This is a genomic window from Ligilactobacillus ruminis DSM 20403 = NBRC 102161 (genome assembly GCF_900113455.1).
Taxonomy (GTDB): domain Bacteria; phylum Bacillota; class Bacilli; order Lactobacillales; family Lactobacillaceae; genus Ligilactobacillus; species Ligilactobacillus ruminis.
This window is the reverse complement of the sequence record NZ_FOPI01000045.1, coordinates 1-14,596: the sequence shown is the minus strand read 5'-3', so window position 1 is coordinate 14,596 and position 14,596 is coordinate 1. Positions and strand designations below refer to the sequence as shown.

Here is a 14,596-nt window from a genome sequence, read left to right as displayed (position 1 = left end):
CTTGTGACCGGAGTTGCCGTACTTGATTTCAGTAGTGTCAGTAACCCAGACTTCATTTTTTCCTTTCCTGTCGAACTGTCCCTTCAACAGGTTGTCATTGATGTATTCTTCGTGTCTCTTGATACGGTTGCGTTTCTTTCTTCTCACGTTGGATGTGATTCCGTTGCTTCTCATACAGTTGGTGACGCGCTTGAGACCGGCCTTGAAGTACAGCCTGTTTTCCGAGGCAAGCTGCGTGGTCATTCCCAGATAGCCCAGAGTACCCTTGTGTTCCTTCTCCAGATCCATAATTGCTGAAAGAAGGTCTGACTGTTCCTGTTGCTTATTACTAAAACTTCCCATACCCAAAATGGGATTTGTTCTTTGAAAACTCAATAATACAGGCAATGAAATAGTTAACCGATAGCAAGTGTCGTCTTTGTTAAGACATGCTGAAGAAAGATCGGCAAGCAATCTACAAACAGGCTTATGAACATCTGGATTTGATCCCCTGTGACTTGAAACACTGCGTACAAACTTTCGATCATTGTTTCCAAGATAATTTGTAAAGACTCCGAGAAAGTAATGTCAGCGAGCTCGTCTGACATAAAGAAAAATATCTCTCCGAGTGTTCGATAATCTTCATCTTTTCGTTGTTCCAATGCAATCATGAAGTATCTTGTGAAGACGATAGCGATGTGTTGGGAAATTCCTACTACGCCTTTTCTATAGATCCAGAGGTTCGTGCTTTTATCGGTACCCTCGATAAGAATCTGGTAGGTAAGATCGTGAACTTTGGATCTGCTGCCATGCTGAATTCCACATATAAGAAGGTGAAGGCAGAAGCTGACAAAGTCGGTATTCCTATGGATGCGAAGGAATTCCACTGCACGGATGAATTCAAGGGCCTTCACAAGGGTAGACCAAACGCAAACGATTTGAAAGCTGCTACAGAGTTTGCCAAGGAGATGATGCGCTGACATAAGATACGGCAATGATTCCATGCCTGTATAAGGAGCTTGACTCTTACTGTCAGTAAGAGTAGACTAGAATTCGTTGTGTACTTATCCCGTGAGGATGTGCAGGAATTTGCATATGAAATATGCCGGTTTCGTTGATGCCGATTCTGTTCTCTTACCTCATGGGACAAGTTAAAATGTTGGACTACATGAACGGAGACTCGCTATGGAAAAACGAACAGGTTTGACAGGAAGTACTTTAAAGATTATTGCTTTGATTTCGATGGTTCTGGATCATATAAGCCGGATTGTTCTGACCAATGGTATTATGATGCGTGCAACCTATGGTCAGATTTCCAATTCACAATGGTCTACATTAGAAACCGTTGCAGATGTTACATCTACGCTCGGAAGAATTGCTTTTCCTATTTTCTGTTTTCTGATTGTGGAAGGGTTTGTTCATACACATAACCTGTTTAAATACATGCTTACGATGCTTGGGTTTGCGCTCCTGTCGGAAGGTGTGTATGATTATGTCTGTTCCGGAAGCATCTTTTCTATTGAGCAGCAGAATGTTATGTTCGAATTCCTTCTGGCACTGGTGATGCTGTTTCTATTAAGACAGTTGCAGAAGATTCCCAAACTTCCAAAGGTTCCTGAGATTATAGGAGACTTGCTGGTAGTGTTTCTTTTTTCAGTGCTTTCTGAACAGTTCTATCTTGATGGTGGTATGTATGGAATCCTGCTGATTGCAGTGTTCTATTTCTTTCGTTCATATAAGAAGACAAGGTTTGTGGCGGCTATTCTTGTGTTTTTAATATCGGCATGCCATATAGTCCTTGGCGGTTTTGTTTTTAATTGGGATAATATTCTGGATCTGACAGTAGCCGCAGAGATTGTCTCACTGATTCCTATATCGTTTTATAATGGGAAGCGTGGATTGAGACAGAAGTACTTCTTCTATGTATTTTACCCTCTCCATCTGCTGTTGTTGTATGGATGTATGCTTCTTATTATGAGAATGTTGTAACAGATGGATGAAGTCACGAAAAGGCAGGCTCTTATTACGTGAGTTTTGCCTGGAAGATTGCTGACTTTTTGAATATGACTAAAACTTTCCATACGCAAAATGGGATTTGTTCTTTGAAAACTCAATAATACAGGCAATGAAATAGTTAACCGATAGCAAGTGTCGGCTTTGTTAAGACATGCTGAAGAAAGATCGGCAAGCAATCTACAAACAGGCGAACATCTGGATTTGATCCCCTGTGACTTGAAACACTGCGTACAAACTTTCGATCATTGTTTTCAAGATAATTTGTAAAGACTCCGAGAAAGTAATGTCAGCGAGCTCGTCTGACATAAAGAAAAATATCTCTCCGAGTGTTCGATAATCTTCATCTTTTCGTTGTTCCAATGCAATCATGAAGTATCTTGTGAAGACGATAGCGATGTGTGCTGTTAACGCGTCGTAAGAAAGACTATGGCATTCCGTGTTCAGGTTCAGATAAGACTTACAGGTTTTGAAAAATACCTCGATCTACCAACGCTTTCCATAGATCCGAATGATTTCTTCTTCGGAGAGTTCCTGATTCGTGCAAGTGAAAGCTATCCAATCTTTCTTCTTGTTTTTGTTACGAACACACACAATCTTGGCAGGGATCTTTTGCTCTTTGCCAACCATAACATTAACAGAAAGAAGATATTTGCTACGGCCACGACGTTTCCTACAGATTCCAAAGATCTTTTTGATATCCATCATCTTGCCTTCGTATTCATAACGAATACGGGATGACTTTTTGATCATAGCTATTGCATCCAGACCCAGATTCTTCACAGCTACGAGCTGAGATGGATTTGCAAACCAGGTATCGAAGAGAACATAATCCGCGTGATGTCCAGCCTTTAAAGCTTCCTTCAGCAGTTCGAGCATAACAACAGTACCCTTGCTTTGCGCCAGTTTTCTGCGACGTACGGCAAGAGTTCTGTTTTCTTGCAACTGGATCTTTCAAATAAGGTATCGTCTACTACGAATGCATTTACGCGTTTTTCATCCGTAAGAGTTTCAATCGTTCCTGCAACTTTCTGTGAAAGAAGAGACGTAAACCGAAGCCAGTTGATTTTGCTGTTGCTCAGGAACCTGTAGAAGGTGTTCTTGGAAAAAGACTCACGGAAGGAACCGGTTCTCTGCTGCATGTACATACTTCGATCGGCAAAAATATTGCACAGTTTGTACTTGAAGATCTGAATAACTGGAACACCTTTTTCCTTCTGTGAATTACACATACGAAGAAGCTTTCCGATTCCAAACATCGAAAAAAATGAAGAAATCGCATTGAAAAGTTCCTGTCCATCGTTGTCCTGTGGTAGAATTGAATTTGGCATAGATTTGCTCCTTTGTTTGGTTGTTTCTCGTCAATTCAATTATACCAAAGGATCTGGCATCTATGCCTTTTCTATTGCCTTTATTATTGAGTTTTCAAGGTTCAACACACCTTTTCGGTGTGGGAAGTTTTAGTTATTACTTGTTCCACGCTTGAGCCACTTATAGTATGCATCTCTGGTTATACCGACTGTTCTGCACAGTTCACTGACTGACCAGCCGTATTCCTCGTTCAGTTCCCTGATGGTCTTCTGCCTGATCCCTTTTTCGCCTCCCTGTTGCTTATTTCGACGAATTTTTTTGCGACGGCTATCTCCATTTCCTGCTGATGAAGTCTGGCCTTGAGAAGTTTGTTTTCCCTCTTCAACCGGTTCAGTTCAGTGAGTTCTGATTCCGGTTTTGCCTTTCCCCTGTGGTCACGCAGCGATTCCGGATTGTTTCCGCTTCCGGTGTACTTCCGATACCATCCGTAGACCTGATTATAGCTGACATTGTAATGTTCAGCCGCCCAGTTGTAGTCAACATCGTGTCTTATCAGCTGTTCAATGATTTCCAGCCGTTCGTCAAAAGTTGTCTTTCTGCCCTTCATTCCTGAATCTCGCTTTCCGGATCTGTGATCCTCTAAGATAGATTCATTATACCTCATAATCCATTGACTTAGCTGGGTGCGGCCTCTCAGCCCGTGTCTGATGGCGAACTCTTCAAGCTTCTCATCTGACTTCTGATATTCTTCAACCAGTGATGCCTTGTATTCTTTGGAATATGTGTTATTTGAATGTGTGGGTTCCAGGCCCTGAATACCCTGATACTTATAGATGAGCTTCCAGGTTCTGATGGTATGGTCTGATATGGAATACAGCCTTGATGTTCTGGTGATTCCCAATGTTTCTGCTTCATGAATGATCATCAGCTTAAAAGCAGCAGAATATTTCGATTTCCTTTCCATATGAAAATGCCCTCCAAGCATACAGTGAATTTTCTTTTTTGCCTGTATACTTAAAGGGCATTATAACCACCACCTTATTCGGCATTTAATTCAATTCAAGAAGTGAACCGGAATTTTCCCCGTCTCTCTTAGTTTATTCTCTCTTAAGCATCGAATACAAGACGCCTTCTCTTACGCCCGACTCGGAAAAAATTATTTCCGGCGTCTGCAGGTACTCGATCAAAAAAATGATTGGCGAAAGCCCCGCAATGATAATATCGGCGCGTTCAGCTTCCGGGCCTAAAATATCCGCACGCTCTTTGCGATCCATTCCGAGCCATTCCGTATAAGTTTCGATAAAAGAATATGCTGACATCGAAACTCCATGGATATTTTCAAGATCCTTTCTTCCCAAGCGCATCAATTCTTTTCTGGCAACGGTTCTGTTGGCCCCGCCAAGCAAAACCAACGGAAGCTTTGTTCCTTGCAAAAGCCACGGAAGCTGTCTGAACTTGTACAAAATGAATCGATAGAATTTGAAAAGATCCTGCGCCGAAATTTTATCATGAGCATTGAATTTTTCAGCAAGACTGACTGCACCATATGGTATCGATACATAACTGACGGCCTCTTTGTCAACAACAACGGCCAGCTCAAAGCTTCCGCCACCCATGTCGCAAATAACGCAATCCCTGACGTTCAGCGAATTAATCACTCCAACGTAGTCATAATAGGCTTCGGCACTTCCGGAAAGCACCTCAATGTCAACCCCGGTCAATTCCTTGACGCGTTCCAGAAATTCAAGGCTGTTTTCAGCCGAACGAACTGCGGCCGTGGCAATCCCGCGAACCGTCAGATTGGGCATGTTTTGATATTCTTTTTGAAAATCTCGCAAGGCTTTCAGTGTTCGCTCAATCGCCTTGTCTTCAAGCTTCTTCGTGCCGCTTGCACCCATGCCTTCTGCCATCCGCGTCATCTGCTTCATCCGCTTGACTTCCGTAAAATTGCCCTTGTCATCCACCTGGTTGATCGACATTCGCGTCGAATTCGAGCCGAGATCCAGCATGACCAAATTTTTCATTACCTGTCCCTGCCTTTACTTCAGAATGTCAAAATAATTGACGCCGATTGCGGCACGAACTTCTTCAAGCGTCTGATTGGCAACTTCATTTGCCTTGTCGCTGCCGTCTTTCAGCATTTGGTAAACGGCAGGAATATCTTTTTCAAACTCTGCTCTGCGCTTGCGAATCGGTCCGAGTTCTGCTTCCAAAACCTCATTTAAGTAACGTTTGATTTTGACGTCGCCTAAACCGCCATCCTGATAGCGTTCCTTCAAATCGGCAACATGTTCCTTATCGGAGTCGAAAATGTCAAGATAAGCAAAGACCATGTTTCCTTCAACTTGACCAGGATCTTCAACATGAATGTGATTCGGATCCGTGTACATCGACATGACTTTCTTTTTCAGCGTATCTGCATCGTCAGACAGATAGATGCAGTTACCAAGTGATTTGCTCATCTTGGCATTGCCGTCAAGTCCAGGCAACCGTCCGCTGCCTTTCTTCGGGAAAACTCCTTCAGGTTCAACCAAGACTTCGCCATAGATCGAATTAAAGCTGCGCACGATTTCTCTTGCCTGTTCAAGCATCGGCTCCTGATCATCACCAACAGGAACATATTTGGCTTTAAATGCAGTAATGTCTGCCGTTTGACTGACAGGGTAAGTAAAGAAGCCAGCAGGAATCGAACGTTCAAAATTTTTTTGCTGAATTTCCGCCTTGACAGTCGGATTGCGCTCAAGACGAGACACCGTCACCAAATTGAGATAATACAAATTAAGTTCTGCAAGCGCCGGAATCTGCGATTGGACGAAAATCGTTGATTTCTTCGGATCAAGTCCGACGGCAAGATAATCAAGCGCAACCTGAATCAGCGAATTTTTGATTTTTTCCGGGTCGCGAGCATTGTCGGTCAAGGCCTGCTGATCGGCAATCATGATGTACGGAGTGTATTTCCCCGTATTTTGCATCTCAACGCGTTTCTTAAGCGAGCCGACGTAATGACCGATGTGAAGTTTTCCCGTTGGACGGTCGCCCGTCAAAATAATATTGTTTTCCATTACGAAACATCCTTTCCTTCTTCGACATATGAAAAAACGCCCTAATCCAAAAGGAATAGGACGAGTTACCGTGGTGCCACCTATTTTGCAATAATGCCGCTCTTTTTGTTATTCAACTATCGTCTCTCAAAGCCCCACTTCAGGTCATCGCTGCGCATCTCAGCCAAAAGCGCATCTCTGTCTTTGACTCCCCTACTATTTCTTCTCATTGAAACATCAACTAAATTTTAATCAAAAAAATCAAAATTGTAAAGACATTATTCAACATCCCCGCCTGATTTGAAGCGCCAAACAAACGTCGTTCCGATAACGGCGCAAACTGCGGCCAAAATCATTCCAAATGCTTCGCCAAGCGGAAAATCGCCTTGCTTGTTTTCGGATTTTTTCTTGACGGTCACTGCCTGCTTAGGCGCAATCTCATGCTGCTTGTCAGATTCGCCTGAATTTTTGCCTGCGGATTTTCTGGAAAATACAGGGTTCTTATTTTCGCCAGGCTTTGGCCAAGTTACAATGCTGTTGCCGATTTTTGTCGTCAAGGTCTTGTTTTCATGCTGATAAAGCAGCTGCTTTGGAGCATTTGTGGGATGATTGATCAAATAGCGTTTCAAATTAAGCTGTGCCTGCCGGTACATGTCCCGATACTTTGCAGCGAGATCTTGCAGAAGCTTTTGGTCATCAGCTTTTAATTTATCCAAAGCTGCCTTGTTTTTGGCAATCAATTCGGCCAATTTTTGCTTATTTTGATTGATCAGATTCTGAAGTTCTTCAGCAAGTCGCTGTTCCAGTTGCTTTTGCTGATCAGCCAATTCCTGTGCAAGCTTTGCATAATCATCTTCCTGCTTTTGTTTAAAATCCTGAAGCTCTTTGTCGGCTTGTTCGATTTTTTCGTTCAATTCGGCCAGCCTGTCCTGATAATCGCTTGCCTCCTTGTCAAGTTCTTCAATTTCTTTTTTCAATTCCGCAACTTTTTCATCATGTTCGCTCGTTGCCTTTTCCAAATCGGCAGCTTGTCGTTGTTTCAAATCATCAAGTTTTTTTTGCGCATCTTTTTGAAAATTATTGATTTTTTTAATGTTGTCGGCTTTTTTTAAAGCCTCGGCATCGGCATTCTTCTTTTCAAGCACTGCTTCTTCCGCCTGATTTTTCTTAAGCAGCGCTTCCTCCTTGTTTGCTGACACGGCCTTTTGATTGTTGTAGCTGAAGTTGAAACTGTTTTTCAATGAAAAAAGCGAATCGTTCGATTCGACGTTCAAATCAAACTCGTTGTCCGCATGAACAGTCGCAGGCTTCGCAAAAGCAAACGAAACCATCGCTCCAAAGCAAAACGGTGCCAACAGATATTTTTTTCTCACTCGATCACGCCCCTTCACTCCTCAAGTAACATATATTATAATTTTAACACACAGTTCATATTGTTTGCACTTTCAGAACGCTCAATTATAATTAAAACAATGAAAGAAGGTGACTCCAATCAGCCAAATCGACAAACATTTAAAAAAAGAATTTGAAGACTGGGAAAAAATCCAGCAAAAAGAACTAGGCAAACTGATTTCAGCCAAAAGACACCTTTTCATAAATATCGGTGCCTACCTGCTGATTTCCGTCATTGAAGGCATTCTATCTTCAATCAGCGGCTCACAGACATTAAAAGCCGATGCCTTCAACAATCTTTCGGGAATCATCTCAACCGTGCTTTTGATCATCGGCATTCACATTGCCTCAGATATTGATGACGACGATATCGCCGGAATCCCGCTTCCCAAAATTTCGCTGCGAAAAACAGGCAACGATCAGCGTATTCAATTTACGCGTTGGCGTTACGAAACGATTTTCACGCTCGTTACCGGCATCATCATGATCGTCATCGCATCAAGCGTCATCATCGATGGCATCAGGGCGCTGCTCAACCCGTCAGAACGCATCGTTCCTCAGCCGATTGCCTTGCTTGGTGCCGCAATTGCAAGCATCATCATGGCTTTAATCTGGATTTACAATAAACGTGCCGGTCTGCGCCTGAAAAATGCAGCTCTGACAGCCTCTGCCAAAGACAGTCTGAGCGATGCCTTTACCAGCATCGGAACGCTTTTTTCAATCGGCGGCGCTTTGCTCTTTGACGTTGCCTGGCTTGACGGAGCCGCCAGCATCGTTGTCGGAATTTACATTTTCTATTCGGGACTCTGCATTTTCACGGACAGCAGCTTGAACCTTGCGGATTATTTCGATCCGAAAGCTGAAAAGCAGTTCAGAGAATATATCGAAAAAATTGACGACATCAAGGAAGTCGACGAGCTCAAGGCTCATTACAACGGAAATCTCGTCACGCTTGACGTGGTAGTCATCGTTGATGGTACAATGAGCGTCTTGGAAAGTTATCGTCTTGGCGAAAAAATCGAATCGCTGATGCTGAAAAATTTCGGCATAATCGACACGGACGTTTCTTTCATCCCAGATTCCGCTTCAGACGAAAATGAATACAAAAATCGCATCAGACGAAACAGAAACCGTTTTTGATCATAAAGAAAGGGGTATCTTCTCTTGGATTCCGAAAAGAAAAAAGAGCAGCAGCGCGTCGATTACGTTATCGGCCGCATCAAGGAAAAAATCGAAACTACGGAAAACGAGCTTGAAAAAGCACGCAAAGAAACGTCTTCCGTTGAAAAAAACTACGTGCAAAATGCCAAAATCAATACGTTTGAAGTCGATGATCGCATGGAAACAAACGCAGAGGTTCAGCAGCAAAAGCAGCTTGTTGCAAAAAACGTCGAAAATGAGCGCATTTTAAAACAGGAACTTTCAAAGCTCACTCTTTTGAAAGATTCCCCTTACTTCGGTCGCATCGACATCCTTGACCAAGGCGAAGAAGAACCCGAATCGCTTTACATCGGAACGGCTTCTTTTGCGGAAAACAATCGCAATTTTCTCGTCTATGACTGGCGTGCTCCGATTTCTTCGATTTTTTACAACGGCACGCTCGGAAACGTTCAGTATGAAACGCCAATGGGGATACAGACAACCGAACTCGTCAAAAAAAGACAGTTCACGATCGTCGACGGCAAAATCAGACACATGTTTGATACCAACGAAACCATCGGCGACGAAATGCTGCAGGCCGTTTTAGGCGAACACAGCGATGAATACATGAAAAACATCGTTGCCACCATCCAAAAAGAACAAAACGACATCATCCGGGATACGAAACATGACCTGCTGTTGGTCCAAGGCGTTGCCGGAAGCGGCAAAACTTCCGCTATTTTGCAGCGCATCGCCTTTTTGCTTTACCACAGCAACCGCAAACTTTCTGCAGACCAAATTGTTTTATTTTCGCCGAACCTGTTGTTTTCACATTATATTTCAGAAGTTTTGCCAAGTCTTGGCGAACGCAACATGCGGCAGGTCACGCTTGCTGAATTTTTCAGTCGCAGATTCCAGGGCCTGAACGTCGAAACGATTTTTGCCCGCTATGAAAAAAGTCCGTTACTGACGCAAAAACAGCTTGCCGTGCGACAAATCAAGGAATCTGCCGAATTCATGCAAAAAATCTTCGCTTACGCAAAAAAACTAGACGCAAAAGATTTAAAATTTGCCGATATGACTCTTCCTGACGGACAGGTCATCTTCTCCGCAAAGGAGATCAAAGAAATTTTTGCCAAGCTTCCAACTGCCATGAAACAAAAAGACAAGTTCCTTGAAATCAAAAATGCTTTGATCAAGCGCCTGAACAGACTCATCAAAACCACCGCGCGGTCAAGGAAAATGCGCGCAGCAATCGATCTTCTCTCAGATGAGGAGTATAACGATCTGATCGGAAAGAAACGCAGAAATCATTTTCAAAGTCTCGATCAGGAAGTATTTTACATCGGTGAAAAAATTGCCGAAAGAAAGTTTGCCCAAATCTATGACGGACTTTACAACGGCTTCTTTTTTGACGTTTATGCACAGTATCAAGACTTTTTAACCCGCACGCTTCCCGATTCATCGCATGAATTTTCCGAGAACGTTGAATTTCACAGAATCTCTTTAAGCGACTGCGCACCGGTGCTTTACTTGCGCGATCTGTTGACCGGAGGAGGAAAAAATCGTTCGATCGAACACCTCTTTATTGATGAGATGCAGGATTACTCAATGGCAACCATGATTTACCTGAAACACGCCTTTCCGAATGCCAAACTCACGCTTCTGGGTGACAGCGAACAAGCTCTCTTCAATCCGCTTGAAGAGCCGAAATCACTGCTTCAAAGGCTAAACGAGAGCCTTCAAATCAAAAACTGTCGCATCATCGAACTGAACACCAGCTATCGTTCGACCAAGCAAATTACCGACTTCATGAAATCGCTTCTTCCAAACAAAGGCAAAATTCGCTCGTTTGCCCGTTCAGGCGCTAAACCGACACTATTCATGACCAGCCGAGAAAATGCACTCAAAGATTTGAAAACAACGCTTAAAAACGCATTTGATCAAAACGGGACGGTTGCCCTGATCACAAAAAACGAACGGGATGCAGAAGAACTTTTCTTCAAGCTTAAAGAAGATTTTGACGTCACGCTTTTAGACGATCAGGACGTTTCCGTCCCCTCAGGCATAACGATTCTTCCAATCTATCTTGCCAAGGGCCTCGAATTTGATTCAGTCATCGTTTGCGACGTTACAGAAGAAAAATTTCCTGAAGACACGCTTGGCATCTTCTATACTATCTGTTCGCGCGCCATGCATTCATTGACTTTGATCTGCCCGGAACAGATGCCTGAAATGCTCAGACAAATTCCGCCTGAGCTTTATACTGTTTCGTTCAGCTTTGAAAAAAATGCAGAATCATAATTTATTGTTGCATTCTTCATTCTAATCAGATATACTAAATAGGTAAGTCTGAATGCCACTTTAGCTCAGCAGGTAGAGCATCACCATGGTAAGGTGGGGGTCACCGGTTCAAGCCCGGTAAGTGGCTTAAGTTATGGAAATTACGCGTTTCTACTAGGCACAGAACGTTGATTTTACGGCATTTTAGTTACTAAGCGTTACTATATTCTGCTGACTTTGGTGACACTTTTGGTGACACTTTGAAGTGAGATGGAGAGCCGCATTCTGAATATACTATCACAAATACCCTCGGCCGTGAAAGCTGAGGGCATTTTTGTCATTCTTTGAGTTTTTCATCAATCATTTTACACAGTTCCAACAGATCATCCTGACTGGCAAACTCATTGATGAATTTCTTCGCTTGCAAACGATATCGATATATCTTCTGCTTCTCCTTGTTAGCAGCTTTCCATTTCTCGTTGGCTTTCTTTTGTGTATCTGATACTGGCATTATGCAAACCTCCTTACTAGCCATACGATAGCGATTACTAACACCCCTATCACCATCGCAGCACCTGTTTGTATCGTGATTTTTAGGCTGAAACGCTTATCGTTTATTTTCTACAAAAATCACTAAAAAACACCCTCACAAAAGTGAGGGTGAATAATTAATACATATTAACTTTAATAGCCAAAATTAAAACACAACCATCAAAAAGCCAAAAATTATTAATGCAGCGGATACTACAATGATAACAAGAGTGAAAGTGTCGCTCAAATCATATTTACTATTGCCTTCAAAAACTTTTTTCATACCTATAAAAAGCATCGACACAACTAAATAAATTAACAACAGATAAGCACCTGCTACAACCAGTACATAACCTATTGTCCTTATATTAGGATTGCTTACATTGCTCAAAAGGTTTCCAAAAACTTGGACAGATCCCATCAATGCAAAGGACAACGCTGTAAAAACTCCAAGAATACCAACAAACTCAGAATAAATCTTAGTCACCTTGTTCTGGGTTCGTTTTACTTTTTCAGAAACACTATCCGACATTTTAGTAAGATAATCCCTCTGTTGACAGCTAAGAATAACATGTCTCTCAAAGTGTATCATATTGTCTTTTTCTTTCTCAGTCAATTGCATGTTTTCAAATATTCCACTGAAAGTATTTTCTTGTCTATCATTAACACCAAAGAATTTCTCTAATAACTCAAACTCTTCACTCTCCATGCTGTATACAACTCTACTTATTTCTTTATAATCTTTGCATACTTCAACATGTTTGCTTATTTCTTCCAAAAAGTCTACAAAGTCACTGTCACGTTTATCGGGTCGATCATTTACATGATCAATACAAGATCTAAATATATCTTCAATATTACTCATTACTGCAACCCCAACAAATCGACATTATCTTTATAGCAGGATTCAATTTCTTCATAAGAATAATCAATAGCTTCATGATTCATAATATCTGATCTAAAATTTTTCCAACTAGAATGATTATGCGTTATATCAACCAATTCCCACGGCTTTTTTTTCATTATTTTTTTTACAACAGCAGTTAATTCTGATTCGATGGATTTATCAGCTAAATTCAATTTTTCACAAACGAATTCAAATTTATTATCCTTTTTAACAATCTTTGAACTTAAATGCGCTATTGGACCAGATGCATATATCTTAAACTCATCATACACACTAACTTGAACTGGACCATATTTCCATTTTGAAAAATTACCATTAATTATAGGTTCTCCATAACGCGCCAAACAATATCCTTGCAAAAAAAACATTATTTTTTGTAATTTAAGATTAGTAATGCTTTTCTTATTTTCATTTGCAATCTCGATTATAAAATTAGCAACGGCTATAGGTTCCTGAATTGCTATTCTCATGACACGTCACCATCCTTAATTGAATTTTATCACATCTGTCAAGTACTATATCTTGACAAGCATCGTAATCAAATCCAAGATGTAGTGCAGTAAAAGCAAGCCTAATACAACAATTGTTGCCCAACAAAAATTAAGTTAGGGTTGCCTATACGGTTAACCTGTACCAGATGACCGACCGACACTCCCAGTCTAGCAGAGATACCACTTAGCGTGTCCCCACATCTGACAGTGTAGGCACGTGTGGCGGTGACGGTCTGTCCACTGATGGTCAGATGGTCGCCCGGATGGATAACAGTGTAAATCGTCTTGCCGTTGCGTTGTGCCAACGTATACATAGAAAGTCCATACTTAGCAGCAATGCTCCACCACGAATCGCCAGGCTTAACAACATAAAAGCTAGTATTGGTATTTTTAACTGGCTTTGCACCGTTTTTGATCGTGCCCTTAACTTTAATTTTTTGACCCGGATGAATAACGTTGTTGATCGACATGCCATTAAGCTGTGCCAACTGATACATGTCCATGCCAAAACGATTTGCGATTGACCACCACGAATCGCCAGGCCGAATAGTATAGTAGCTCCCAGAAACAGTAACAGTTGGCTTAACCGCCACGTTGTTTTTAACATCTCCTTTAATAACAGAAACAAGTTCCACGTTTCCATCAGTACCATGCCAATTATCCGCAAATTGCCACATCGCTACATAGTTCATTGACGGGAAATAAGCAAAATCCGGAGCTAACTGTAACCCGGTTGTCTTATAGCTAGCAACCCACAGGCACGTTCCAAACTGCTTGCCAATGCGCTCAATATCTACATATTTTTTCATATAATAGGCACCGCTATATAGTAGCGGTTTATACCCCGCGTCTTTAACGGCTGACATAAACTCAATAATTGCCTCGGTATTAGCTGTGCTTGACATCGATGCTCCCTGCTCGTAATCCAGCGCAATAGCAGCTCCCTGTTTTAACCCTGTCCTGTGCGCATCCTCTACTGCATACCTGGCCATCTTTTGCGCGAGCAATCTATCTGATCCAAACTGTCCCCAGAAATAGCCTGCAACGTCCTGACCGCTTTTTGACGCATTGGCCAGCTGTGCCGAAGCTTTTGGATTTTGATAATGTTCTCCTTCAAAGCCACCGGAACCGCCTAGCTTGACAATGGTAAATTCAGACCCTAGCTGTTTGCGTTGTAGCATGTAATCAAAATCACTCAATTGATAGCTGGATACGTCCTGACCGTAAGCGGTCGTTAAAACAGCGGTGTGTACACAAATAGCCCGAGATAGTATTATTATCTCAGGTTATTGCGTATGCATCGTTTTTATTTTCTTATTTATGAGGTAAGATCGATGTTCCATGGGAGAAGTTGGCGGAACCTTTCAGGATCAAATACCTCAATGTTGGTAATCTCCGTTAATACTTTTCTCAAGTATTTTTCAGGATCCAACTGATTAAGTTTGGCCGTATATATCAGCGACAACGCAACGGCATTAGCCCTTGCGCCTTCAAAAGTTGACGAAAAC

The 14,596-nt window shown here is 42.0% G+C and carries 15 protein-coding genes, 1 tRNA gene and 1 pseudogene; 5 read left to right on the top strand and 12 right to left on the bottom strand.

Annotated features, from left to right (window positions below):
* Window positions 1–342, bottom strand: a 342-nt coding sequence (locus BMZ95_RS10045) for an IS3 family transposase (RefSeq protein ID WP_225357383.1), incomplete at its 3' end; no start/stop codon positions are given.
* Window positions 343–767: 425 nt separating this feature from the next.
* On the opposite strand from BMZ95_RS10045, the gene BMZ95_RS10035 reads away from it, so the two are divergent.
* On the top strand, window positions 768–959 hold the full coding sequence (locus tag BMZ95_RS10035; RefSeq protein WP_202813197.1) for a hypothetical protein: 192 nt from the start codon (window positions 768–770) through the stop codon (window positions 957–959).
* A gap of 205 nt (window positions 960–1,164) precedes the next feature.
* Complete coding sequence (locus BMZ95_RS10030; protein WP_014072991.1) at window positions 1,165–1,968, top strand: TraX family protein; 804 nt, start codon at window positions 1,165–1,167, stop codon at window positions 1,966–1,968.
* Between the two features lie 145 nt (window positions 1,969–2,113).
* On the opposite strand, the pseudogene BMZ95_RS11735 reads toward BMZ95_RS10030, so the two are convergent.
* The 6 genes and pseudogenes from BMZ95_RS11735 to BMZ95_RS09995 form a co-directional block, all read right to left on the bottom strand.
* Window positions 2,114–3,323: pseudogene (locus BMZ95_RS11735) on the bottom strand (IS4 family transposase).
* A gap of 129 nt (window positions 3,324–3,452) precedes the next feature.
* On the bottom strand, window positions 3,453–3,557 hold the full coding sequence (locus BMZ95_RS11060; RefSeq protein WP_235806942.1) for a helix-turn-helix domain-containing protein: 105 nt from the start codon (window positions 3,555–3,557) through the stop codon (window positions 3,453–3,455).
* Complete coding sequence (locus tag BMZ95_RS11055; RefSeq protein WP_143455014.1) at window positions 3,554–4,267, bottom strand: helix-turn-helix domain-containing protein; 714 nt, start codon at window positions 4,265–4,267, stop codon at window positions 3,554–3,556. Before BMZ95_RS11055 ends, BMZ95_RS11060 begins: the two co-directional genes overlap by 4 nt.
* Window positions 4,268–4,400: 133 nt before the next feature.
* On the bottom strand, window positions 4,401–5,327 hold the full coding sequence (locus BMZ95_RS10005; protein WP_014072988.1) for a Ppx/GppA phosphatase family protein: 927 nt from the start codon (window positions 5,325–5,327) through the stop codon (window positions 4,401–4,403).
* 15 nt (window positions 5,328–5,342) lie between these two features.
* Window positions 5,343–6,365, bottom strand: coding sequence for a tryptophan--tRNA ligase (gene trpS / locus BMZ95_RS10000; protein WP_014072987.1), 1,023 nt, complete (start codon window positions 6,363–6,365; stop codon window positions 5,343–5,345).
* 257 nt (window positions 6,366–6,622) lie between these two features.
* Entirely contained in the window at window positions 6,623–7,717 is a 1,095-nt protein-coding gene (locus BMZ95_RS09995; protein ID WP_225354951.1) for a hypothetical protein, read from the bottom strand.
* A gap of 118 nt (window positions 7,718–7,835) precedes the next feature.
* Here BMZ95_RS09995 and BMZ95_RS09990 point away from each other — a divergent pair, with 118 nt between their 5' ends.
* The 3 genes from BMZ95_RS09990 (at window position 7,836) to BMZ95_RS09980 (ending at window position 11,307) form a co-directional block, all read left to right on the top strand.
* Window positions 7,836–8,876, top strand: a complete 1,041-nt coding sequence (locus tag BMZ95_RS09990) for a cation diffusion facilitator family transporter (protein ID WP_041820260.1) — start codon at window positions 7,836–7,838, stop codon at window positions 8,874–8,876.
* Window positions 8,877–8,900: 24 nt separating this feature from the next.
* Window positions 8,901–11,180, top strand: coding sequence for an RNA polymerase recycling motor HelD (gene helD / locus BMZ95_RS09985; RefSeq protein WP_014072984.1), 2,280 nt, complete (start codon window positions 8,901–8,903; stop codon window positions 11,178–11,180).
* 54 nt (window positions 11,181–11,234) lie between these two features.
* A tRNA-Thr gene (locus tag BMZ95_RS09980) sits at window positions 11,235–11,307 on the top strand.
* Window positions 11,308–11,496: 189 nt separating this feature from the next.
* Here the strand turns inward: BMZ95_RS09980 and BMZ95_RS11320 are convergent.
* The 5 genes from BMZ95_RS11320 to BMZ95_RS09960 all read right to left on the bottom strand — a co-directional run.
* Window positions 11,497–11,670, bottom strand: coding sequence for a hypothetical protein (locus BMZ95_RS11320; RefSeq protein WP_164477214.1), 174 nt, complete (start codon window positions 11,668–11,670; stop codon window positions 11,497–11,499).
* A gap of 186 nt (window positions 11,671–11,856) precedes the next feature.
* Window positions 11,857–12,555, bottom strand: coding sequence for a hypothetical protein (locus BMZ95_RS09975; protein WP_046922215.1), 699 nt, complete (start codon window positions 12,553–12,555; stop codon window positions 11,857–11,859).
* On the bottom strand, window positions 12,555–13,067 hold the full coding sequence (locus BMZ95_RS09970) for a Panacea domain-containing protein (RefSeq protein ID WP_046922214.1): 513 nt from the start codon (window positions 13,065–13,067) through the stop codon (window positions 12,555–12,557). The genes BMZ95_RS09975 and BMZ95_RS09970 overlap by 1 nt, the downstream gene beginning before the upstream one ends.
* Window positions 13,068–13,168: 101 nt before the next feature.
* Window positions 13,169–14,347 (bottom strand): LysM peptidoglycan-binding domain-containing protein, encoded by a 1,179-nt coding sequence (locus BMZ95_RS09965; RefSeq protein WP_225357385.1) that lies wholly within the window; start codon window positions 14,345–14,347, stop codon window positions 13,169–13,171.
* Window positions 14,348–14,406: 59 nt separating this feature from the next.
* The coding region (locus BMZ95_RS09960; RefSeq protein WP_143455012.1) for a transposase domain-containing protein at window positions 14,407–14,596 on the bottom strand (190 nt) is incomplete at its 5' end.

Bases quoted from the DNA above. Each gene is read 5' to 3' on its own strand.
- BMZ95_RS10030 (WP_014072991.1), top strand. From the start codon at position 1,165: ATGGAAAAACGAACAGGTTTGACAGGAAGTACTTTAAAGATTATTGCT.
- BMZ95_RS11055 (WP_143455014.1), bottom strand. From the start codon at position 4,267: ATGGAAAGGAAATCGAAATATTCTGCTGCTTTTAAGCTGATGATCATT.
- BMZ95_RS10005 (WP_014072988.1), bottom strand. From the start codon at position 5,327: ATGAAAAATTTGGTCATGCTGGATCTCGGCTCGAATTCGACGCGAATG.
- trpS (WP_014072987.1), bottom strand. From the start codon at position 6,365: ATGGAAAACAATATTATTTTGACGGGCGACCGTCCAACGGGAAAACTT.
- BMZ95_RS11320 (WP_164477214.1), bottom strand. From the start codon at position 11,670: ATGCCAGTATCAGATACACAAAAGAAAGCCAACGAGAAATGGAAAGCT.
- BMZ95_RS09975 (WP_046922215.1), bottom strand. From the start codon at position 12,555: ATGAGTAATATTGAAGATATATTTAGATCTTGTATTGATCATGTAAAT.
- BMZ95_RS09970 (WP_046922214.1), bottom strand. From the start codon at position 13,067: ATGAGAATAGCAATTCAGGAACCTATAGCCGTTGCTAATTTTATAATC.